Source organism: Massilia mucilaginosa, from assembly GCF_011682145.1.
Lineage (GTDB): Bacteria > Pseudomonadota > Gammaproteobacteria > Burkholderiales > Burkholderiaceae_D > Telluria_A > Telluria_A mucilaginosa.
Genome location: NZ_WHJH01000012.1, coordinates 87190 through 109234 on the forward strand (window position 1 = coordinate 87190; position 22045 = coordinate 109234).

21 protein-coding genes and 1 riboswitch are annotated in these 22045 nt (G+C 65.4%); of the genes, 11 read left to right on the forward strand and 10 right to left on the reverse strand.

Going from position 1 to position 22045, the window contains the following annotated elements:
• Positions 1-36 precede the first annotated feature (36 nt).
• Together rfbB and rfbA are read left to right on the forward strand one after the other, a co-directional pair.
• Positions 37-1092, forward strand: a complete 1056-nt coding sequence (gene rfbB / locus F2P45_RS12805) for a dTDP-glucose 4,6-dehydratase (RefSeq protein ID WP_166875169.1) — start codon at positions 37-39, stop codon at positions 1090-1092.
• Complete coding sequence (rfbA, locus tag F2P45_RS12810; RefSeq protein WP_166875172.1) at positions 1089-1979, forward strand: glucose-1-phosphate thymidylyltransferase RfbA; 891 nt, start codon at positions 1089-1091, stop codon at positions 1977-1979. Before rfbB ends, rfbA begins: the two co-directional genes overlap by 4 nt.
• A gap of 390 nt (positions 1980-2369) precedes the next feature.
• Here rfbA and F2P45_RS12815 read toward each other — a convergent pair whose 3' ends face one another.
• Positions 2370-3482, reverse strand: a complete 1113-nt coding sequence (locus F2P45_RS12815; protein ID WP_166875175.1) for an Rpn family recombination-promoting nuclease/putative transposase — start codon at positions 3480-3482, stop codon at positions 2370-2372.
• Positions 3483-3820: 338 nt separating this feature from the next.
• Here F2P45_RS12815 and F2P45_RS12820 point away from each other — a divergent pair, with 338 nt between their 5' ends.
• The 4 genes from F2P45_RS12820 (at position 3821) to F2P45_RS12835 (ending at position 7471) form a co-directional block, all read left to right on the forward strand.
• Positions 3821-4516, forward strand: coding sequence for a hypothetical protein (locus tag F2P45_RS12820; protein WP_166875178.1), 696 nt, complete (start codon positions 3821-3823; stop codon positions 4514-4516).
• Between the two features lie 193 nt (positions 4517-4709).
• A complete protein-coding gene (locus tag F2P45_RS12825; RefSeq protein ID WP_166875181.1) occupies positions 4710-5075 on the forward strand; it encodes a DUF2946 domain-containing protein in 366 nt (121 codons plus the stop codon).
• Between the two features lie 87 nt (positions 5076-5162).
• On the forward strand, positions 5163-5378 hold the full coding sequence (locus F2P45_RS12830) for a hypothetical protein (RefSeq protein ID WP_166875184.1): 216 nt from the start codon (positions 5163-5165) through the stop codon (positions 5376-5378).
• Positions 5375-7471: a TonB-dependent receptor gene (locus F2P45_RS12835; protein ID WP_166875187.1), complete on the forward strand. Its 2097-nt coding sequence runs from the start codon at positions 5375-5377 to the stop codon at positions 7469-7471. Before F2P45_RS12830 ends, F2P45_RS12835 begins: the two co-directional genes overlap by 4 nt.
• A gap of 25 nt (positions 7472-7496) precedes the next feature.
• Here the strand turns inward: F2P45_RS12835 and F2P45_RS12840 are convergent, their stop codons facing one another.
• From F2P45_RS12840 to F2P45_RS12850, 3 genes are read right to left on the reverse strand one after another with little or no spacing between them, the layout of a single operon-like run.
• Positions 7497-7676, reverse strand: a complete 180-nt coding sequence (locus tag F2P45_RS12840) for a hypothetical protein (protein WP_166875190.1) — start codon at positions 7674-7676, stop codon at positions 7497-7499.
• A complete protein-coding gene (locus tag F2P45_RS12845) occupies positions 7677-8117 on the reverse strand; it encodes an acyl-CoA thioesterase (RefSeq protein WP_166875193.1) in 441 nt (146 codons plus the stop codon). It lies immediately after the preceding gene.
• A gap of 41 nt (positions 8118-8158) precedes the next feature.
• Positions 8159-9139: a GlxA family transcriptional regulator gene (locus F2P45_RS12850; protein ID WP_166875196.1), complete on the reverse strand. Its 981-nt coding sequence runs from the start codon at positions 9137-9139 to the stop codon at positions 8159-8161.
• Between the two features lie 78 nt (positions 9140-9217).
• On the opposite strand from F2P45_RS12850, the gene F2P45_RS12855 reads away from it, so the two are divergent.
• Together F2P45_RS12855 and F2P45_RS12860 are read left to right on the forward strand one after the other, a co-directional pair.
• Positions 9218-9820, forward strand: coding sequence for a DJ-1/PfpI family protein (locus F2P45_RS12855; protein ID WP_166875199.1), 603 nt, complete (start codon positions 9218-9220; stop codon positions 9818-9820).
• The gene (locus F2P45_RS12860) at positions 9817-10128 is read left to right on the forward strand and encodes a cupin domain-containing protein (protein ID WP_166875202.1); all 312 of its coding nucleotides are present in this window, start codon (positions 9817-9819) and stop codon (positions 10126-10128) included. Before F2P45_RS12855 ends, F2P45_RS12860 begins: the two co-directional genes overlap by 4 nt.
• A gap of 108 nt (positions 10129-10236) precedes the next feature.
• Here the strand turns inward: F2P45_RS12860 and F2P45_RS12865 are convergent, their stop codons facing one another.
• The 5 genes from F2P45_RS12865 to F2P45_RS12885 form a co-directional block, all read right to left on the reverse strand.
• Complete coding sequence (locus F2P45_RS12865) at positions 10237-12075, reverse strand: alpha/beta hydrolase (protein ID WP_166875204.1); 1839 nt, start codon at positions 12073-12075, stop codon at positions 10237-10239.
• 276 nt (positions 12076-12351) lie between these two features.
• The gene (locus F2P45_RS12870) at positions 12352-13029 is read right to left on the reverse strand and encodes a type 1 glutamine amidotransferase domain-containing protein (RefSeq protein WP_166875207.1); all 678 of its coding nucleotides are present in this window, start codon (positions 13027-13029) and stop codon (positions 12352-12354) included.
• A 97-nt stretch (positions 13030-13126) separates the two neighbouring features.
• The gene (locus F2P45_RS12875) at positions 13127-13735 is read right to left on the reverse strand and encodes a TetR/AcrR family transcriptional regulator (RefSeq protein WP_166875210.1); all 609 of its coding nucleotides are present in this window, start codon (positions 13733-13735) and stop codon (positions 13127-13129) included.
• A 51-nt stretch (positions 13736-13786) separates the two neighbouring features.
• Positions 13787-15886 carry a TonB-dependent receptor gene (locus F2P45_RS12880; RefSeq protein ID WP_166875213.1) on the reverse strand — a complete coding sequence of 700 codons (2100 nt, stop codon included), beginning with the start codon at positions 15884-15886 and terminating at the stop codon, positions 13787-13789.
• Between the two features lie 192 nt (positions 15887-16078).
• Positions 16079-16296, reverse strand: a riboswitch (cobalamin riboswitch).
• Positions 16297-16322: 26 nt separating this feature from the next.
• A complete protein-coding gene (locus F2P45_RS12885; protein ID WP_166875216.1) occupies positions 16323-16502 on the reverse strand; it encodes a hypothetical protein in 180 nt (59 codons plus the stop codon).
• A gap of 41 nt (positions 16503-16543) precedes the next feature.
• On the opposite strand from F2P45_RS12885, the gene F2P45_RS12890 reads away from it, so the two are divergent.
• The 3 genes from F2P45_RS12890 to lnt are packed head-to-tail and all read left to right on the forward strand — an operon-like array spanning position 16544 to position 20777.
• On the forward strand, positions 16544-17632 hold the full coding sequence (locus F2P45_RS12890; protein WP_166875219.1) for an SGNH/GDSL hydrolase family protein: 1089 nt from the start codon (positions 16544-16546) through the stop codon (positions 17630-17632).
• A gap of 14 nt (positions 17633-17646) precedes the next feature.
• Positions 17647-18315 carry a hypothetical protein gene (locus tag F2P45_RS12895; RefSeq protein ID WP_229505058.1) on the forward strand — a complete coding sequence of 223 codons (669 nt, stop codon included), beginning with the start codon at positions 17647-17649 and terminating at the stop codon, positions 18313-18315.
• A 5-nt stretch (positions 18316-18320) separates the two neighbouring features.
• Positions 18321-20777, forward strand: coding sequence for an apolipoprotein N-acyltransferase (gene lnt / locus F2P45_RS12900; RefSeq protein ID WP_166875222.1), 2457 nt, complete (start codon positions 18321-18323; stop codon positions 20775-20777).
• A gap of 52 nt (positions 20778-20829) precedes the next feature.
• On the opposite strand, the gene F2P45_RS12905 is transcribed toward lnt, so the two are convergent.
• A complete protein-coding gene (locus tag F2P45_RS12905; protein ID WP_166875225.1) occupies positions 20830-22026 on the reverse strand; it encodes an NAD(P)/FAD-dependent oxidoreductase in 1197 nt (398 codons plus the stop codon).
• Positions 22027-22045: the final 19 nt, after the last annotated feature.

Sequence of the window (22045 nt, forward strand, 5' to 3'; positions counted from 1 at the left end):
CGGCGTGTCGAATTGCCGACCTTCCAGGGAAACCTCATGATTCTTGTCACCGGTGGTGCCGGCTTTATCGGATCCAATTTCATCCTCGACTGGCTGGCGCACAGCGACGAGCCGGTTCTCAATCTCGACCACCTGACGTACGCGGGCAATCTGGATAACCTGGCGCCGCTGCGCAACGATGCGCGCCATATCTTCGTGCAAGGCGATATTGGCGAGCGCGCGCTGGTGGCGGCGCTATTGGCCAGGCACCGTCCGCGCGCGCTGCTCCATTTTGCCGCCGAAAGCCATGTGGACCGCTCGATCGACGCGCCCGGCGAATTCATCGCCACCAATATCAACGGCACGTTTTCGCTGCTGGAGGCGGCGCGCAAGTATTGGCACGAGCTTGAAGGCGCGGATAAAGACGCCTTTCGCTTTTTGCACGTCTCGACCGATGAAGTGTATGGCACCCTGGGGCCGCTCGATCCGGCATTTACCGAGCAGTCGGCCTATGCGCCGAACAGCCCGTATGCCGCGTCCAAGGCGGCGTCCGACCATCTGGTGCGGGCCTGTTATCACACCTATGGCTTGCCGACGCTGACCAGCAATTGTTCGAACAATTACGGGCCGTGCCAGTTCCCCGAAAAGCTCATTCCGCTGATGATCGCCAATGCGCTGGCCGGCAAAGCGCTGCCCGTGTATGGCGACGGCCGCCAGATTCGCGACTGGCTGTATGTGGGCGACCATTGCGCGGCGCTGCGCCGCATTCTCGATGCCGGCCGTCCCGGCGAAGTCTATAACGTGGGAGGGCAAAACGAAATGACCAATATCGACGTGGTGCACACGCTGTGCGACCTGCTTGACGCCGAAGCGCCGGCCGCGCAATCGTACCGCGCCCAGATCGCGCACGTGACCGACCGCGCGGGCCATGACCGCCGCTATGCGGTCGATGCGGGCAAGCTGCGGCGCGAACTGGGCTGGGCGCCGGCCGAAAACTTTGCCAGCGGGCTGGCGCGCACGGTGCGCTGGTATCTGGCGCACCGCGGCTGGGCGGCGGCGATTGCCTCGGGCGCGTATCGGGACCTGCGCTGGACGGCGGGAGTGGCGCCATGAGCGCGCCCGCACGCAAGGGCATCATCCTGGCCGGTGGTTCCGGTTCGCGCCTGTATCCGGTGACGACCAGCATCTCCAAGCAACTGCTGCCGGTGTACGACAAGCCGATGATTTACTATCCGCTCACCACGCTGATGCTGGCCGGGATCCGCGATATCCTGATCATTTCGACCCCGCAGGATACGCCGCGTTTTCGCGAGCTGCTGGGCGATGGCAGCGCCTGGGGAATCAACCTGGAATACGCGGTGCAGCCGTCGCCGGACGGCCTGGCGCAGGCTTTCATTATCGGACGCCATTTTGTCGGCAACCGGCCGTCGGCGCTGATCCTGGGCGACAATATCTATTACGGTCATGAACTCGATAACAAGCTGAAAAAGGCCAACGACCACCACGATGGCGCCACCGTGTTCGCGTATCACGTGCTCGACCCGGAACGCTACGGCGTGGTCGAATTCGGCGACGAGCAGAATGCGCTGTCGATCGAAGAAAAGCCCAAGGTGCCGAAATCGAATTACGCGGTGACCGGACTGTATTTCTACGACCGCCAGGTGTGCGATATTGCGGCCGGCATCCGTCCATCGGCGCGTGGGGAACTTGAGATTACCGATGTTAACCGCGCTTATCTGGCCGCCGGCCAGTTGCATGTGGAAGTCATGGGGCGCGGCATGGCCTGGCTCGATACCGGGACCCACGAATCGCTGCTCGACGCCTCGCAGTTCATCGCCACCATCGAGAAACGCCAGGGCCTGAAAATCGCGGTGCCGGAAGAAGTCGCGTACCGCAAGGGCTTTATCGGCGCCGAAGAACTGGAAGCGCTGGCGCGGCCGATCAAGGATAACGCGTACGGCAAGTATCTGCTGCGGGTCTTGTACGACCAGATTTTCTGAGGCAGGCGGCAGACGGCCGGCGCCTGATGAGAATGGCTCACATCACAGCGGGCGCATTCACACGCTGCCTGCAAGGGAACAACACAAGGCACGAGGGATTGCGTGGTGCGCGAGCGCAGCGATTCTACCTCATGGCCAGCGACGATGACATGTTGGCGCTAGACAGGGGAGCGGTGACGCTGCAGCCTTCGCGGGCATTTGGCGTAGGCAAACGCAATGGCCCGCTGCACGACCGTGGGCCAATCGCTCCTGCCCTGGAAATGCCGGACATCGCCCCCCGTCAAGAAGGCCTTGCCCATACCTGGCTACCATTCCGGAGCCGCGCACGGCGCCATTGGTGAGATGGCTTGGAAAGTGCTGCGAGGTAAACAACAGCGCGCGCAAGCGCTTCTAGCCGGGCGTCTTGTCGTCACCGAACACTTCCGCCAGACCGGGCGCGTCGAGACTGCGCTCGAACCATCGCTCAAGCTCGTCCTTCGTGGCCTGGGCGATACGCTGCACCGCCGGCATTGGCAAGTCGCCGAAGCGATTGCGCAGCAGGGCGCCGATCACCTTGCGCAGGGCGATGACCTGGCCGTCAGCGATGCCTTCCTTCCTGCCTTCTTCCCTGCCTTCTTCCCTGCCTTCTTCCCGGCCTTCTTCCCGGCCTTCTTCCCGGCCTTCCTTCTTGCCTTCTTCCTTGCCTACCTCCTTCGCCTTCTCCGTGACTTTCTCAAGCTGCGCAAGGGCTTTTTGATAGCCAACCTCCTGCATCTGCTCGTCCCAGGTTAACATTGACAGGTCCATGTCGCCTTCCTCCGCACTATCCAGGTTAAACAATTGCGTATTGTCAGTTTTGCGCGCCAGCAGCGCTTTCCACCACGCCCAGACCGAGGTCCGCAGGCTGGTCAGGGGCGTGTCCCTGAACCAGATCTTCAGCGCCGGCACATGCGTCGTTAAGACATCGGGGAACATGGAAAGTTCAATCCGGAACAGCAGCGCCAGCAAATCGCCATTCGCATCGAGCGCCGCCCGGTCCAGGCGGCGCTGGTCGATCAGTGCGTAGCGCTGCGATGGCTGCAAGGGCGCCAGCTCGGCGGTCGGCGCCATCAGCAACTCGGTCAGATCCTGGGGCGCGTTCCAGGGCGGCGCGCCGTTGTAGAACACCAGCGGCAGCACCGGCGGCAAACGCAATTCTGGTGATAATTCGTGGCGCTTGACCAGGTCCTGGCACAGCAAGCCGACGTAGGTCTGCATGCGCAGCGCCATGCAGTGGTCCACTCCGGACTGGAATTCGAGCACGATGACCACGTCGTGGACCTGATCGCCGAGCCGCACACGCCAGACGACGTCGCCATGGCGCGCCGACGGCCGCTCGCTCACGTAGTCCGCATTGACCCGTTCGAAGGCCGACAGGGCGACGCCGTCAAGCAGGGTGAAGGAAGTAAAGCCCGTGATCAGTTCGCGCACCATTTCCGGGTGGGCAAACAAGGCGCGGTAGCCAAGGTCGTGATGAGCAGTCATGGCGCATCTTAGCCAGCACCCCTGCCCGGCCTTTGCGTTGGCTCAAACGTGCGCAAGGGCGTGGCGCCGCCGCAGGCTCGGCGATCGGGCAAGACAGACAAGCGCTGCAAGGTGGTACGCAAGATCACGATCGGCACGGCCAGCGAACATGACACCCTTCATTTCGAAGCGGTGCTCCCCCCGCGAATACCGACACGAAATTTCCCGCTGATTCGCGGTGCCCCCCCCTACATCCAACAGCTGATGTCGTCCATTCTCGCTGCATGAAAATGAATATATTTTGGCATCGAAAAAGCCGCTATAGTCATAGCCCAACTTACAACTTGATTGGACCCGACATGGCACCGAACACCAATTCGCCCAGCACGGCGCAAACCTTGATACCGTTCACCGGCTATTACACCCTGAATGCAAATACGGGCGCGTTCCTGATGATCGATACGAGCATGGCCTGCACCAGTCTCCCGGGCAGCCTGGGTAATCCGGTTGCCACTGAATATTCTGCCACGGTCACATTTTCAGCAGATGGCGAGACATCGACGCAATATCGGCGGGCAAGCGATTTCACCCTTACCGGCTCGCAACTCGTCATCAAGGGTGCCGACGGCACTGTCACCGCCAATCTGACTTTTACCCCTGCGGCAGGCGGCATGTCGGTATCGGGGACCTTCCTCGGCAAGGAGGTCAACGGCGCAACGCCGTTCGGACCGGTCCAGCTCTCGGTCTGGAACGGGACCTATTATCAGCAGTCTGTGAGCAAAGCACCGGCAGCCGCGCCGTACACGTTTACGCCAATGTTGCAGATCGACCCGGACGGTACAGTGAGCTATGCAACCGATCACGGGATGCAAGCGGTGATTTCCTATTGGTACGACTACGCGATGTTCGTCCTTGGTGTGCCAAGCGACGATCCTTTGACGCCACATTTGTACGAAATGGGCACATCGTCGGGTTGGGGACGTGTTGCGGGTAACGCTGAAAAGGGAGGCATGTTGGTCAGTATCAGGCAGCAGCTGCCAGTGCCTAGTCTCTGATCCGTTTACCGGCGTGCGCGGCACGCCCGGTGGAATGACGCCGATTGTCAGCTTCAGCCCCTACGCGGCGCCGGAACCGACGATCGGTCGTTGATCCGTTCAGCCTGCTTTATCCGCGGCTGGCGTATCGGCCTGGCACGCTGGAAGTTGCCGGCAGGTATGCAGAAGTCGTTTGCCCGTCTATAATGCCCGCATGAGCACCCTGGCAAAGCGACAAACACTGCACATCTGGATCGCCTTCCTGGCCATCCTGTTCAGTGCCTTCGCGCCCGCCATCGGCAGCGCCGCCATGGCCTCCGGGACGATGGAAGTCTGTACCAGCGAAGGCGTCAAGCTCATCCAGGTGGACGATACCGACAACGGCTCGGCCCACCACGCCATGCAGCATTGCGCCTTCTGCACCACCCACGCCGGCACGCAGCTGCCGCCGGCGCCGCCCACCGGCATGCTGATGGTCGACATCGGCCGCAGCCCCTACCCATCACTGTTCTACCGCGCGCCGCAACCGCTGCACGCATGGTCCGCGGCCAACCCGCGCGCCCCTCCCCTCCTCGCCTGACCGTCCGTACCAGTCCGGCCACCGGCACGCCGGGGCCTTGTGCCGCCCTTGCGCGGCGCCCTGAAACCTGTTTGACGAGGATTTACCTTGAAACCGACCCCTGTCGCTTCAGCGACCACGCTCGCCATCGCGCTGCGCACGCTGCGCTGCTTTAACGCCGCCGCCTTCACCGCGCTGGCCTTCTTCTACTTCGCGTCGTACTGCCTGCCGGCGGCGCCCTTCTTCGCGCTGCAACTCGTGCCGACCGGCGGCACAACCATCTTCAACACGACATCACTTTCCGCCAGCAAGGACGCACCATGAAGCACCTCCACCTCCACCTTCCCGCCCTCCTCGCACTGGCCGGCGCGGCCCTCAACGCCGGTGCCCAGAGCGCGCCCGACGGCGCAATCGAACCACGCATGCGCGTCATCGTCGCCGCCATCGGCGAAGGCTGGCGCGCGCCGCAGAACGGCAGCGGCGACGCCGCCCTGCTGCTCGGCGCAACGCCCGGCTACAGCGTCGCGCAAGGCGGCGGCGTGTCCGGCCTGCCCTTCATCAACGGCCTGGGCGACGACCGCCTGAAAATCCGCATCGACGGCATGGAAATCACCTCCGCCTGCGCCAATCACATGAACGCGCCGCTGTCGTACATCGACCCGACCCAGGTCGGCCGTATCGACGTACTGGCCGGGGTCACGCCGGTCAGCGCCGGCGGCGACAGTACCGGCGGCACCCTGACCGTCAAATCGGCCGCACCGGTCTTCGCCGACCAGGCCGAGCGCCTCGTCACCAGCGGCAAATTCACACTGAGCGGGCGCAGCAACGGCGAGGCCGTCAACGCCGGCCTGTCCGCCAGCATCGCCAGCGACCGCATGAGCTTCGGCTACAGCATCGCGCAGGCGCGCGGCCACAGCTACGACGATGGCGAGGGCCGCCGCGTGCTCGGCAGCATGTACCGCAGCACCAACCAGTCGGCCGTGCTGGCCCTGCGCGGCGACGGCCAGCGCGTGACCCTGCGCGCCGGTATGCAGCGCATCCCCTACCAGGGCTTCCCCAACCAGTATATGGACATGACCGGCAACGACGGCAAGTTCGCCAACCTGAACTGGCTGTCGACCTTCGGCTGGGGCGAGCTGGACGCCAGCGCCTACTGGCAGTCAACGAAACACGAGATGGGTTTCTTCACGCCCGAGCGGCGCGGCACCATGCCGATGCTGACCGATGGCCGCAATGCCGGCTATGCGCTGAAAATCACGGTGCCTGCGGGCGATGCCGGCACCGTGCGGCTCGGCCATGAACTGCACACCTTCCGGCTCGACGACTTCTGGCCCGCCGTTCCCGGTTCGATGATGATGGGACCGCACACCTATGTGAACGTCAACGATGGCCGGCGCGACCGCATCGCGCTGTTTGGCGAAGCCGAAACCCGCCACGGCGCCCGCTGGACCTCGCTCGTCGGCGCGCGCTGGGAATCGGTGACGATGGATGCCGGCACGGTCCAGCCCTATTCCAGCAACATGATGAACGCGGCCGACGCGGCGGCGGCGAAGGCCTTCAACGCGCGCGCGCGGCGCCAGCGCGACGGCAACCTGGACCTGACCGCACTGGCGCGCTTCGAGGCCGATGCCAATACCACCTACGAGCTGGCGGCGGCGCGCAAGACGCGTTCTCCCAACCTGTACGAGCGCTATTCCTGGGGCCGTGGCAAGATGGCGATGACCATGACCAACTGGTTCGGCGATGGCAACGGCTACGTCGGCGACATCGCCCTCAAGCCGGAAACGGCCACCACGCTGGCCTTCACCGCGCACTGGCATGGCGGCGGTGCGGACGGCTGGTTCGTCAAGCTCAACCCGTACTACAACCGGGTCGGCGACTACATCGACGCCGATACGCTGGGCAAATTCAACCCGTACATGAGCAAGAGCGCGCACGGCGCCCTGCTGCGCTTCGCCAATCATGACGCCAGGCTGTATGGCGCCAATCTGTCGTGGCGCATGCCGGTAACAGGAGCGCTGGCGTTCACGGGCAATGCCGCCTACACGCGCGGCAAGCGCGCCGACGGCGGCGACCTGTATCACATCATGCCTACCAACGCCCTGCTGGCGCTCGACTACACCAGCGGCGCCTTGAGCGGCCAGCTCGACACCAAACTGGTGGCGCGCAAGGACCACGCCGACGCGCGCCGTCTGGAGCCGCATACGGCAGGCTACGCGCTGCTCAACGCCCGCACCGCCTACCAGCTGCGCAAGAACGTGCGCCTGACGGCCGGCGTGACCAACCTGCTCGACAAGCAGTACGCCGATCCGCTCGGCGGCGTGTATCTGTCGGGCCTGAGCGCGCAGCGCGGGGCATTGCAAGCCTTGCCCGGTCATGGGCGTTCGGTGGAGCTGGGGCTGACGATCGGATTCTGATCGCCAGCCACCGGGAGCCGCTTGCTCAGGACAGCCCGGCGTACCAGGCCGCATAAGGCGTGTTGGCGGCCATGCGCCGGTTGAAGTCCGGCGCGCCATCGGTCCACCACACCGGCCCGCGCTCGCCCAGAGCGGGATTACTGGTGCGCCACCGCCGTCCCGACACGACAAAATAGCGTCCGTCGGGCGTGGTGGGATGATTCACTTAAACACCCGCTTGCGCCACACCGGGAAGATAGGCGTTCAAGAACTCGGGCGGCATGCGGCGCACCTTGCCGCCGCTGATGTCGATGCACACCAGGTCCCAGCGCCCGCGCAGCACGGTGACGCCATCGCGCTCCCGGATCAGTTGAAAACGCCGTTCCATCGCGATTTTTCCGTCACCCCCGGTCAGCCAGGTGGCCAGGGTCAGGGACTCGCCCAACACGGTCGGCAGCAGGTAATCGTATTCGCCGCGCCGGATCGCCATGGCACGGTCGAGACGGCGGTAGTCGTCCAGGTTCAGGCCAAGCTGCTCAGAATGCGCCCAGCCGATCTGTTCGCACCAGCGCACGTAGACGGCATTGTTGGTGTGATCGAGTCCGTCGATATCGCCCGCTTGCGGCGTGATCGCCTGCACGAACGGATTTGCATAGTCCCAGTCCAAAACAGTCCCTTTTCAAAAGAGGCGCGCGCGGCCTTCGACCGTCAGCCGAAGCGCGCCTGGTAATCGCTCGGTACCACGCCCAGTTGCGCGGCGAAGGCACGCCGCAGATTGTACTCGTTGCCGAAGCCGCTCTGGCTGGCGGCGCGCTTGACCGTCATGCCGGGGCGTTCCAGCAGGCCGCAGGCCGCTTCCATGCGCAGCCGCAGCAGCAGCTGCGCCGGCGACAGCCCGGCCGCCTGGCGCAGCTGGCGATGCAGGGTGCGCACCGACAGCGCACACGCCGCCGCCATCTGTTCGACGTCGATCTGCTGGCGCAGGCGCGGGCGCAGCCAGTCGGTCAGCTGGGCATGCACGTCCTGCGGATCGGCCTGCGCCAGCAGCTGGGAACTGAACTGGCGCTGGCCACCCGGCCGCTTGAAGAACACCACCATGCGCTTGGCCACCGCCAGGCCGGTCGCGCGGCCCTGGTCTTCCTCCACCAGGCTGAGCGCCAGATCCATGCCGGCGGCGATGCCGGCCGAGGTGTACAGCGGACCGTCCTTGATGTAGATCGCGTCGTCGTGCACGTCGATGGCCGGAAACTGCGCCTGCAACAGCGCCGCGTCGCGCCAGTGGGTGACGGCGCGGCGCCCGTCCAGCAGGCCCGCGCGCGCCAGCACGAAGGCGCCGGTGCAGACCGCGCAGCAGCGCGCCACCCGGCCTGCGGCGCGCGCAACCCAGCGCGACATGGCCGGGTCGTGCGCGCCATCGTCCACCAATTCGATGCCGCGTCCGCCGGAGACGATCAGCGTCGCCCCGGCCAGATTGCGCCCCGCCGGCGGCAGCGGCTCGGTCAGCACCGTCACCCCGCAGCTCGACGCCACCGGGCCGCCGCCGGGCGCGATCATGTGGATCCGGTAAGGCTGCGGCAGCAGCGCATCGCGGGCCTCGTCGTTGGCGCTGCCGAAGACCTGGGCGGGGCCGGTCGCGTCCAGGAGGGCGAAGCCGGGGAAGACCAGCAGCCAGATATCGATCGTTTTCATGTGGCAGATATTCAACCATCAATGTCATTCATGTCAATCGCCGTCGTGACATCATGGGTTTTCTTTCAAGGAGCGACCATGACACGCACCATCGGTATCTATGTTTTTAACGACGTCGAAGTGCTCGACTTCGCCGGGCCTTACGAAGTGTTCACCTGCGCCACGCGCATGGCCGCCAAGCTCACGCCGCACGCCCCGGCGCCGTTCCGGGTGCGCACCATCGGCGCCACCACGGCGATGCTGCGCGCCCGGGCCGGCCTGAGCGTGCTGCCGGAAGCCGATGTTGCCGGCGCCGGCGACATCGATGTGCTGATCGTGCCGGGCGGCGTGGTGACCAACGAACAGGCCAACCCCGGCGTCATCGCCTGGATCGCCGCCACCGCGGGCAAGTCGGAACTGACCGCGTCGGTCTGCACCGGCGCGATCCTGCTGGCGCAGGCGGGGCTGCTCGACGGGCAGGAGGCCACCACCCACTGGGCCGACGTGGAGGAGCTGCGCGCGGCGTTCCCGCTGGTGCGGGTGCGGGAACAGCGGCGCTGGATCGACAACGGCGCCATCGTCACCTCGGGCGGCATTTCGGCCGGCATCGACATGTCGCTGCACCTGGTGGAACGGCTGGCGGGGCGCGAACTGGCGCTGCGCACGGCGCACCTGATGGAATACGACTGGAACGAGGGATGAAGATCGTGCGCAGCAAGGAGTTCCTTGGCGCGCGCGCCTGGGACGCGCAGCTGATCGCCGCCATGCAAGACGCCACCGTGCGCCTGCACTGGACCGACCAGCCCTACCCCTGGCACGTCAACGACGGCCAGGAAGTGTTCGCGGTGCTCGATGGCGAAGTGGCGATGCACTACCGCGAACATGGGCGCGAGCTGGTGGCGCACCTGGGCGCCGGCGACATCTTCTACGCCGCCGAGGGCGACGCCCACAGCGCGCACCCGCTGGGACAGGCGCGCATCCTGGTCATCGAGCGCGCCGGCAGCGTGTGAGCGTCATGGCCACGCGGTCACGCCGAAGGTTCGCCTTGCGCAAGCGGCGCATGGCAACTGGCGCTGCCGGGCGCCGCTTCTTCGGCAGTCCAGGCTTGCTGCGATGGGTCAGAAATCCGTCGAAAACTCGGTCGATGCATGGAACAATGGCGTCGGACGGTTTTCCCCGAATAGACGGCTTCGGTGCGGCGTCATCAAGTCCGTGGCCGGCGCGAATGCGCGCGGATCGGCCGACGGCGATGCCACGCACGGCGTGAGCATGTATTTCGGGTCGGCGTCGATCAACGGCGCCGCGTAAGAAACGCTACGCGGTATTTGCCAGTACGGCCATGCCGATTTTCGATGCTCACGCAGTCCACGTTTGGCAGGAATAACACCGTAACGTAGTAGCGCCTGGAGATCGTTGATCACCCTTGGCGCTTCGGCCCAAGTCGAATGGGCAAAGCGGTCAGAGGCGGAACTCACATCGACGGTATCGACACACTTGAGCAGACGGGTGAAGCTGATGCCCGATGGCGATGTGAGGCGCGCCTTTATCTTTGACGCCCAAAGTACGATGTCAGTCGTGGAGATATAGCTGGTCACGTTGTGATTCGATTTGATGGCCGGCTCAATGAGCTGCGCAAACAGGTCCGGATCGATATCGGCTGCGGCAAAGACGATCTGCTTGAACCTCGGCCGCTTCAAGCCATCCATGCTGACGCTGATATCGGCCGCGCCCAATTTGCTAAGCGCGTGACCGAGGACGCGCGAACCCATGCTGTGCGCGACAATATGGACGGTGCCGATGTCCGTCGTTTTCGCAATCTCGCTCAAGTAATCCGCCAGCGCAACGCCCGAGATTTTGCTGCGGTGCCCGGCCTCGTCATAATCGAGCAACAGCAAACCGGGATCGGACGGCCACGCGAACATCAGCGGAACGATGTCGTAATCATGTGTAGACAAGTCATAGGCAATTTGTGCGGTGCGAAATGCAGCATCGGTAAAGTCGTTGTTATAGCCATGCACATACAGGACCGCTGTCTTGCTGCTGGATTTTCCCACCGCGTCCTTCAGGGCGACGTTAAAGTCGGCGCTGTCCAGCACCACGATTTCTTGTTCGAACATGAAATCAGTTTTATAGTTTGGCTCTGCAAATGACACAAGCTCGTCAATACCCAGTTTATCTGTCATCCGCTTGATGGTGACCGTTATCCATGAGGGACGAGAAATCTGGCCGCGCTGCCGTTCCGGCGGAATTCGTACCAGGGCAATTCCACGTTCGAGACCGTTGGCGCCACGGTTATCGGCGATCCTGTTGGCATAGAATCTGAAGGGATTATCGCTCCCGGTTCGCGCGCGATTCGTTGCGTAGAGAACTGGAACAATCGAGTTGGGTTTCCAGTTGGCTTTCGAGGCATCCATCGTCGCGACAACCTCGATTTCGACCCGGTCGTTGAGCGCTCGCCCATCTGCTGTGCCGTTTCCCGCCACTGGCTGATTATTACCTTTGCCTTCCGTATAGATGCGAGCGGTGGGAATACCTCGCGACTCGAGATAGCGCTTGACCTCTTGCGAACGGTCGTCGGAGATGCGTTGCGCATGCTTTTTGCCGCCGGTACTGGACGCATGTCCTACCACCACAAACATCTCGGCATCTGTCGCAACCAGCTCGTTCAACTGTTTGGCCAGTTCCGCCTTCTGTGCCGGCTGGAGCCTGGTGCCATTTGCCGGAAAAAGAATGGTCCGGCCGAACCCGACTCTCTCTCGCGTGGGTTGCGGGGGTGGCGCGGCGGGGACAGGGACAGAGGGGGGAAACACTTCGATTGCCGGTGCCGGAGCAGGCGCGGGCGCGGGAGACGCCGGCCCGGCGTCGACAACAGGTTGGCTGACACATGCAGCGAGCATTGTCGCAAATACTGCCGCACTCAAGCCGTGTTTGACATTGTAATGCAGTCGATTCCGCATGGCGTCTCTCCTCAGGTCGAGAGAATCAGACTAGCATGAGGGATTATATAATTGAAACAATTTGTAACTCGGCACGCGCGCTGCGCAGACGTATGGTTGGTTTTTTGACACACCTGCCCGAGCGCGCGCTGCCAGTTCGACAAAAGCGCAACGGAACGGGCGTTCGCCGATATCGAGCATGGCCTGCCGCGCGCGGCAGACCGGCGGCGATCCTCAGCGCCGCCATGCATGCTCGGGCAAAGCCGAACTTGCGATCCGCACCGACAGCGCTGTCGCTCAGGCCAGTCGCTTGACCAGTACAGCCGCCGCTTCGGCCGACGACGCCGGATTCTGGCCGGTGATCAGGAGGCCGTCGGTGAGCACGTACGAGCCCCAGTCCGGACCCTTGGAATACACGCCGCCGTTGGCCTTGAGCATGTCTTCAACCAGGAACGGCACCACATCGGTCAAGCCGACGCCGTCTTCTTCCGTATTGGTGAAGCCGGTGACCTGCTTGCCTTCGACCAGCGGACGGCCGGCCGGGGTTTTGACATCGCGCAGCACGCCGGGCGCATGGCAGACCAGCGCCACCGGCTTGTTGGCCGCGATGAAGGACTCGATCAGGGCGATCGAATGCTTGTCGTTGGCAAGGTCCCACAGCGGGCCGTGGCCGCCCGGGTAGAACACCGCGTCGAAATCCGACTGCTCGACACTATCGAGACGCACGGTCGCGGCCAATTGGGCGGTCGCTTCGGCATCGGCCTCGAAACGGTGCGTCATGTCGGTCTGGTTGGCCGGTTCGTTACTCTTCGGATCGAGCGGTGGCTGGCCGCCTTCGGGCGAGGCCAGCACCATGTCGACGCCGGCATCCTTGAAGATGTAATACGGCGCAGCCAATTCTTCCAGCCAGAAGCCGGTTTTGCGGCCGGTGTTGCCAAGTTCGCTATGCGAGGTCAGGACGATCAGGACTTTCATGGTATATCTCCTAAGTAGATCAAAAGTGGCGCTGAGTAGACCAGTCGTCTAGATCAAGCGCAAAAAAATTGGCGGACGAACCGCCGGCAAACTCCCCTTACTCCGGGGAGAGATGCAATAGTTGGCGCGTGGTCGACAGTGCCCAGTCGAACGGCTGGGTGTTGCGGCCAATCTTCACCATGATGCTCGCGCCCAGCCACAGCTGATACAGGCTGTTGGCCGTGGTGTCGACATCGCTGTCGATTGCCAGCGATCCTTCGGCTACGCCGGCCTCGATTGCGCCGGCCAGCCTGGCCACGATGCCGGAGGTGCCGCGCTTGAGCGACAGGCGCATCGCCTCGGACAAATCGGCCACTTCCGCGCCCAGCTTCACCGCGAGGCACTTGCCCTGGCATTCGAAGGACGACTGCGCAGCCTGCCAGCTTTTCCAGTAATTCATCAGGCGCTGCGCCATGTCGATGCCGGGCTGGCTGAGGATGGCATCGATTTGCGCGAGGTAATCCTCGAAGTAAGCTTCAAGCAAGGCTTCCCCGAACGCATCCTTCGAACCGAAGTAATGGTAGAAGGAACCTTTCGGCACCCCTGCGGCGAGCAGGATTTCATTCAGGCCGACCGCCGAGAACCCCTTGGCGGCCATGATGCGCTGGCCGGTGGACAGGATATTCCCGCGAACATCGGCGGAGTCGGATGCAGTTCTTGTGTTCATGTGCCCACTATAAATGAGATTAGACCGGTCGTCTAGTCTTTCTTGCCGTCGTCAATAACGCCACTGGGCCGTCAGTTCCGCGTGGCGCCGTGCGCCCAGCAGGTACTGGCTGCTGCCGTACGAGGTGCTGGCGTACAGCCTGTCGTCCAGATTGCGCAGGTTCAGCTGCACCAGCACGTGTCGGCTGGCCTGCCAGCCGACGCTCGCGTCCAGCACCGTGTAAGCCGGCAGCGCCTGCGTATTGGCGTTGTCGATGAAACGCCGGCCGACGTAGCGCGCGCCGCCGCCCGCGCGCCAGCCGCCGCTGCGGTAGCTGAGCCACAGGTTGGCCGACGACTTGGGCGCGTCGGCCGGACGGTTGCCGGCGCGCGAGACCTTGCCGGCGTCGATCAGCTGGTCGAATACCGCGTCGGTCCAGACCGCGTTCGCTTCCAGCCGCCAGGCCGGCGTCAGCGCCACGCTGGCGCTCAGTTCCACCCCGCGCGACGATTGCGCGCCGCCCTGGATCGACAGCGCCGGGTTGGCCGGGTCGCGCGTGATGATGTCATCCTTGCGGATGCGGTACAGCGCGGCCGTCCACTCGGCCCTGCCGCCGGCCAGCGCTTGCTTGACGCCCGTTTCCACCTGGCGCGAGCGGGTCAGCTTGTAGCGGCTGTTGGCCAGGTTCAGCGACAACAGGCTGGTCACCGGATCGCTGCCGCTGCTGACCTGCGCATACAGCGAGGTCGCGGGCAGGATCTTCCAGGTCAGTCCCAGGCGCGCGGCGGTCGACTGCAAGCGCGCGCTGAACCCAGCCGCGCCCTGCAGGCTGGTGCGCTCGACCTTGTAGCGGTCGTGGCGCAGGCCCGCCAGCAGCAGCAGGCGCTCGCTGAACTGATAAGCGTCTTCGGCGTACACCGCCTGCGAGGCGGTATCGGTGCTGAAGTTCGGGCGCAGCGGATCGGGGCTGTCGAACACGCCCGGATTGAACCCGGTGGGCGCCACGCTCGATGCGCCGCCGTATGGCGCGTTATTGGTGTGGGTGAAATTGATCGTCGCCGCTTCCCACCCGGCCACCAGGCGGTTGGCGCCGGCGTCCCAGCGCGCCTCCAGGCGGTTGCCGGTCTGCTCCTGGTCGTGCGCGATGGCGATGTAGTCGCTGCGCTCGACCAGCTGCGTTTGCGCGTTGTGGAAATAGCTTTCGGCATTGCGCCAGTGGCGGCGCGCTTTCATGTAGGCCAGCTCGTTGCTGACGGTGAGCGCCGGCGCCACGCGCCAGCTCAGGCGGGCCAGCGCCTTGTCGTCATCGAAGCCGATGTCGGCGTCGCCGACGTTGTAGTTCTGCCTGCGCAACGCGCGCGCCAGGCCGCCGGCGACCAGCGGCGTGCCGAAGTAGCGCTGCGGCTTCTGTTCCAGATGATCGAGCTGAACATCGAGATCGATCCCGGGCGCCAGCGCATACGCCAGGCTGGCCAGCAGCTTGCCGTGGCGCGCGTCGCCGCGTGCGATCAGGCCGTCGCTGCGGTCGGCATACGCGTCGACCCGGAACGCCCCGCCCTGCCCCAGCGCACCGCTGGCGCCCACCCCGGCGCGCAGTGCGCGGCCCGACCCGATGCCGGCCATCGCCTCGAACGCGGCGGCGCGCGTGGGCGCCTTGCGCACGGCGTTGATGGTGGCGCCGGTGGTGCCGCTGCCGTGGATCACCGAGCCCGGACCGCGCAGCACTTCGATGTACTCGTAGCCCCACGGATCGGACGGATAAGTCGCCGTGCCCGAGCCCACCTGCGGGCGCTGGCCGTTTTCCAAAATGGCGATGGCGCTGTTGCCGCTGAAACCGCGCGCCGAATAGGCGATGCCGTTGCCGGGCGAGCTGATGTCGGTCAGGCCGGTGGTGCGGGTGACGGCGTCCTTCATCCGCACGTCGCCGCGCGCTTCGATGCTGGCCGCGCCGAGCGACTCCACGCTGGCCGGCAAGTCCTGCGCCGCCAGAGCGAGCCGGCTGGCCGTGCCGATGGCGCGCTGAAGGCCCAGGCCTTCGTGCGCCGCCGCCTGGATGGTCACGACGGGCATCATCGCCGTCGACTGGGCCCAGGCGGCCGGGGCGCACAGCAGTGCGATGGCGGCGGCGACGGGGCGGATGGGTGTGGAACGGGCGTGGCTGGAATGGATCATGAAAGCGCCTGACGTGGAAATGGCCGGGCCGGCCGTTGGTAACGTTCGCGCATGCGCGCGCCAGGCGCCCTGGCACGCGCCGCGCACGCAGGGAAAATGCGGACGCGGGCGCATACGCCGGCGGCGTGCGATTGCATTGGCAGAACAGAAAAAGGGACGACAAATAACAGGCAACCCCACACCCCGGGCGTTGCGCGTGCATCGTGACTGGCCGGTCTTCTGGCTCGCCGTCATCCTTCCCTGGTCTTGCCTTCCCATGCGATGCACAGTGGCGTTCGATCAAAGTCGTCAGGCTTACAGCAGCGGGGGCTGCGCCGGACTGGCGCGAGATGGAAATCTCGTGCGTCACCGGCTTCCCGTTTCACCCTCCAGCCGATAAGCGGGAGGGCACCATTCACGTATTGGCACGCATTCTACAATCACACATGCCTGTTTGTCACATTTTTCCTGCGCCAGCCAGGCGGATGGCGGGAGCCCCCAAGCCATCCTGCCTCGACTGCACATTTACAACAAATCCACCAAATATTGATGTTTCTTGTACAAGACGATTGGTTAATTGGCACGCTTGTTCGTATTTGCAATACATTGGGACACCCGGGTTCAGGATCTTTTGCATGGAGACCCTGGCAGACGGGCCAACTAAAAAGGAGACGCTTCATGAGCATTCGCTTTCGTCGTTCTTTCCACACACTGTTACCCTTCCTCGTCCTTCTTGTCCCGGCTGCCGACATAGCCGCCAGCACCATCACCCAGAACGCCTCGTGGACCATCGACCGCGCGGGCACCACCACCAAGTACCGTTCGGTGGCCTATGGCGATTCGATCTACGCCGGCTTCAACGGCTCCGTCACCAGCGCGGCCAAATACGCGGCACCCACCGTCAATGCGGAATATCTCTCGGCCCAGTGGGGCGCCGACGTCGAAAGCGTGCGCCGCACCAAGTCCGGGGCGATTGCCGAGGACGTGTACAACAACAAGATCGTCGCCGAGCGCTCGTACATGCAAGCGAGTAACACCCGCGTGGTCACCTTCGAAATGTGCGGCAACGACGGCCTGCAAGCGCGCGCCAGCTTCAAGAGCCAGACCGGCACCTGCAATTACAGCGTGCTGACCGCCGCCGAAAGCAGCTGCAAAAAATATGTGACGGCCGCGATGGACTACATCAACGCCAACGCCTATGCCGGGGTCAAGCTGAAGATCATCTCCAACCTGCACTACCCCGGCTATGCGGTCGACAATGTGCAAAGTACCTGCAAGGATGCGGCGACCGGCGCCACCGTCAAGATGCAGGACAAGTTCCTGCCTGCGCTGGCGCGGATGAACTTCATGATGTGCGACGTGGCGCGCCAGAAGGGTTTCCAGTGCGCGGATAACTTTGCCCAGTACATGGGGGCCGACTACGACAGCAACGCCGACGGCCGCATCGACGCCGAGGGCTTGCGCTATGTGAGCGGCGAGAGTGAAACGAGCTACGTCACCCGCCTGACCACGGGACTGCGCTCGACCATCCGCGACGCCAATACGCACTTCGTCTCGGCGGGCAGCAGCTACGACTACATCCAGTCGGACGACACCCATCCGACCTACAGCGGCAGCACCGTCAGCTCCGGCCTGTTCGGCAGCGCCACCGGCAGCGGCGCGCCGCGCTACAGCACCATCAACGGCGGCAAGAGCCCGATCTGGAACCAGTACGGGCATGAACGCATGGGCTGGGCGGTGTCGACCTACAATCCGGCCACGCCGTAAGTCCGGGCGCCGACTTGGATACGCCACCGCGTTCCAGGCCAGCGCCGGCCAGCAGCGAGATGGGCGCTGCTGGCCGCGACTGGCGACCATCCCGGGGCCGCGTCGCCATCGCGCTGCTGCTCGCCATTGCCGCCAGCGTTGCTCTGGCGATGCTGTGGATGCCAGCAGGCCCGCCGGCCGGCCATGCCGGGCTCGCGGCCACCTCCGCACCGGCGACGGCGATGGTGCCGCCGCCGGCCGCCCTGCCCGGCAAACCCGGCCAGATCGCGCGCGCGCAAGCCAGGCCCGACCCCGAGGTCGATGCCGACCCCACGCCCGACCTGCGCAACTACGTCGCGCGCGGCGACAACCCCAGCATGGCGGAAGTGATCACGCGCCTGCACGAGCGCGGCATCCACTCCGGCCTGGGCGCCTTTTCGCCGCCGGGAACCAGCCCGCCGCTGGCCGGACTGGCGGTGCCCGAGGACTTCGTGCTGCCGAAGGGCTATGTGCGCCATCACCAGGCCACCGATGACGGACAACGCATCGAAGCGGTCCTGATGTTCGCACCCGACTTCCAACTGCTCGACGCCAGCGGCAAGCCCGTCGAGATGCCCAGGAACCTGGTGGTGCCGCCGGAACTGGCGCCGCCAGGCCTGCCGATCCGGCGCATCGTCATCCCCCCCGCAAGCACAGGGCGCTGACCATCATGACCATCTCGACCAACGCGGCAGTGCGCACTGCCGCGGCCATCCTCGCCAGTGGCCTCATGGTGGCGCTGTACGCGCGCGGCGGCGCCGCCTGGCTGCTCGGTTTCGTGCTGCTGGTGCCGTGGCTGCGCACGCTCGACGCCAGCCCCACCCTTAGGGCGGCCTTGCTGCGCGGCTGGCTCATGTCGCTGGCCTACACGGCGGCGGCCTTCGCCTGGTTCGGCAGCGCGCTCGGGCTGTACGCGCAGGTCGGCGCGGCCACCGGCGTGGCGCTGCTGCTGCTCGCCGCCCCGCTGTTCCAGCCGCAATTCCTGGTGTTCGCACTGGTGCGCCACATCGCGCTGCGCCGCCATGGCGCGGTGCGCGGCGCGCTCGCGGGCGCGGCGGCCTGGGTCGCGACCCAGGGGCTGGCCCCTGGCCTGCTGGGCGACACGCTCGGCCACGGGCTCTATCCCTCGCACCTGCTGCGCCAGGGCGCGGACGTGGGCGGCACCGCCGGCTTGACCGTCCTGCTGTTGCTGGCCAACGAAGGCGTGGCGGCGGCGCTGGCGCGCCGTGCCGATGGCTGGCGCGTCGCCGCCCGTCCGCTCGCAGCCGCCGCGCTGGCGCCCCTGCTGCTGGCCGGCTACGGGCTGATGGTGCTGTCGGCCAGTCCCGAGCCTGCGGCCAAGCCGCTGCGGGTGGGATTGATTCAATCGAATATCGTCGCTTACGACCGCCAGCGGCAAGAACGGGGAACCCACGCGGTGGTGCGCGAGATCCTCGATACCCACTTCGCCATGAGCTACGACGCCGTCGTGCGCCAGCGCGCCGACGCGGTGCTGTGGCCGGAGACCGCCTACCCCACCACCTTCGGCCAGCCGAAGAGCGAGGCCGGGGCCGACTTCGACCGCGAGATCCTGGCCATCGTCAATGCCGCCGGCGTGCCGTTCGTGTTCGGCACCTACGATCGCGACAGCGCCGGCGAATACAACGCGGCCGCGTTCGTGCAGCCGGGCACCGGCCTGACCGGCTTTTACCGCAAGACGCGCCTGTTTCCGCTCACCGAGTACGTGCCGGCCTGGCTGGACGGGCCGCGCCTGCGGCGTGCCCTGCCCTGGACCGGCGACTGGCGCGCAGGCAACGGCGCACGCGTGTTTCCCTTGCGCCTGGCCGACGGCCGCGAGATCCCGGTGCTGCCCCTGATCTGCCTCGACGATGTCGATCCCGCCCTGGCCATCGACGGTGCACGCCTGGGTGCGCAGGCGATTCTCACCATGTCGAACGACTCCTGGTTCAGCGCCAATCCATTGGGCGCGCGGATGCACCAGATGGCGGCCGCGTTTCGCAGCATCGAAACACGCCTGCCGCAGTTTCGCGCCACCACCAACGGATTGAGTGCGGTGATCGACGCCCATGGCAGCGTGCTGGCCGGCACCCGCATGGGCGAACGCACCCTGGTGATCGCCGCCGTGCCGCTGCGCACTCCCCCGCCAACGCTGATGGTGCTCTGGGGCGACTGGGTCGGGCTCGCCGGCGGCGCCTTCCTGGTGCTGCTGGTTGCGTGGTCGGCCTTGCCGTCGTGGCGCCCGCGCGCCGCGCACGCTCCGGCGGCGCCCTCCGGCATGCTGGCCCCGGCCGATGTCGCCGTGCTGACGCCCGCCGCCCGCCTCGCGGCAGGCCTGCTGCGCGCGTTGGCCCGGGGCGGCCTGCTCTGGATGTGCGTGGCGCTGCTGCTCGACGAGGCCTTGCGCACCAACACGCTGGCGCAAGTGCGCATGTTTGCCGCTTTCTTCCTCGCTCCGGAAGCGGCTGCGTGGTGCGTGCTGTTCATCTTTTCCGCCAGGGCGTCGATCGCCGATGGCAAGCTGGCCTTGCGCAGCGACGCGCGCCGCCTCGACATCGCGCTGGGCGAGATCGCCACGGTGCGCTGCTGGCGCCTGCCGCTGCCCTGCCCCGGGATCTCCTTGCGGCTCGCCGGCGGGCAGCGTTACGCGCTGGCGCTGGCCAACCCGGGCGAGCTGGCCGCGCACCTGGCGGCCGCCGGCGGCCCTGCCGCCCAGGAGCGCACGCACACGCGCGCGGTCATGAACGCGTATGCGCAAGCCGCGCTGGCGATGCGGCGCTCGCGACTCGATCATCCGGTCGCCAAGTTCGTGCTGCTGCCGCTCGCGCTGGCGATTCCGGCCTTCCACCTGCACCAGCATATTTCGTACGGCGGCCCGTTCGGCGAATACTACAGTTTCGGGCTGCGCTCTTACCTGACCGCCTTCGCGCTATGGTGGGCGGCCTGGTCGATCGGCGTGGTGCTGAGCGGCGCACTGTTGCGCTCGGCAATCGAAGGCGCCACCCTGCTGGCCGCCTGGCTGCGGCCCGCGCACGTGGTCGACATCCGCCAGCGGCTCGAACGCGGGGGCCATGCTGCGCTGTTTATCGGCCTGCCGGCGTGGCTGCTGCTGACCATCTTCCGCGCTTAGGAAACCGGCTTGCGAAGGACTTGCCCCTTCATCCGGGTTCTCCTCGATACAGTCATGGGTTGGCAGCGGAGTCCGGCATCAAGCGGACGCCAAAATCGGCGCGCTTGAAGGCGGCGGGCCACGTCCGCTCCAGCATGAGGTCGGCAGCCAGGGAGCCGAGCGTGTCGGAACAGGCGGCGCTGGAACCATTGCCAGCCGTTGCGACAAACAGGCCATTGCCCAGGGCATCGATATATGGCTTGCCGTGATCGCTGTACGTGACCAGGCAGCGCTTGACCTGAACCGAGCTCACGTCAAGGCCGGGAATCAAGTCGCACAGGGCCTGCACCATATCCTGCCTTGGATGCCGGCAGCCATGCTTCATCCAGTGCTGCATGTCGTCCAGGGTGTGCAAAATCACGTCGTCATCGGTATTGGCGCCAAGTTTGATGTAGATACTCTTATCGGGATACACCAGCGGCGGCGTGAGATAGACATCGGAGATCCGTGGCGCATCGATCTGGTATCCAATCGCCGGCATGCCGCTCAAGCGCTGCGCATCGGCGCCGGAGACCTTGACGAGTATGGTGGTTTCCGATTTGACCCGGATCGCTATTTTTTCCCGGAAAAAGCCGAAGCAATTCGAATAGGCTCCTGCGCAGATCAAGATGTTCTTCGCTGTGAATTGGCGCCCCTGGTCGGTCGTCAATGTCCAGTGCGCCGAGGTCTTTTCAGCGGCGACGACCGTTTCGCGGATGACGCTGGCCCCCTGCCGCATGGCGATGGACAGCTGGCTTCGGATCAGGGCGCGCGGGTCGATGATGCCGGCCGGCGCCATCTCCAGCAGCGCCTCGTGGCCGGCTGGCACAACGACGGATGGACACAGCGCCGCCATGTCCCGGCGCGCGGGCGAAACGTGGTCAACCGCCGTCGCGCGCGCCAGTGCCGCGATGGCCCGCACGTCCGCGCCAGGCGCGATGTACAGCATGCCCGCGGGACGGTAGAAATGCGTGGCGCTGGCCGCTTCCAGAGCGGCAAAGCACGACATGGATTGCCGGGTGAGCTCTCCCCACAGCCGATCGCGGCTCAGCTGTGTGCAGATGCGGCCCTGATCGTAGTGGCTGGAGAACACGCCGTCATGCGCCTGCGCGTCCACCGGTTCATCGGGGCCGATGGCGGCAACGCGCTCCGAACCGCAGCTCAGATAGCGCAACGCGGCGGCGCCTATCATGCCCTTGCCCACCACGAGATACTCGAACGTCTCTGTCATGCGGCCTCCCCGGTCCGGC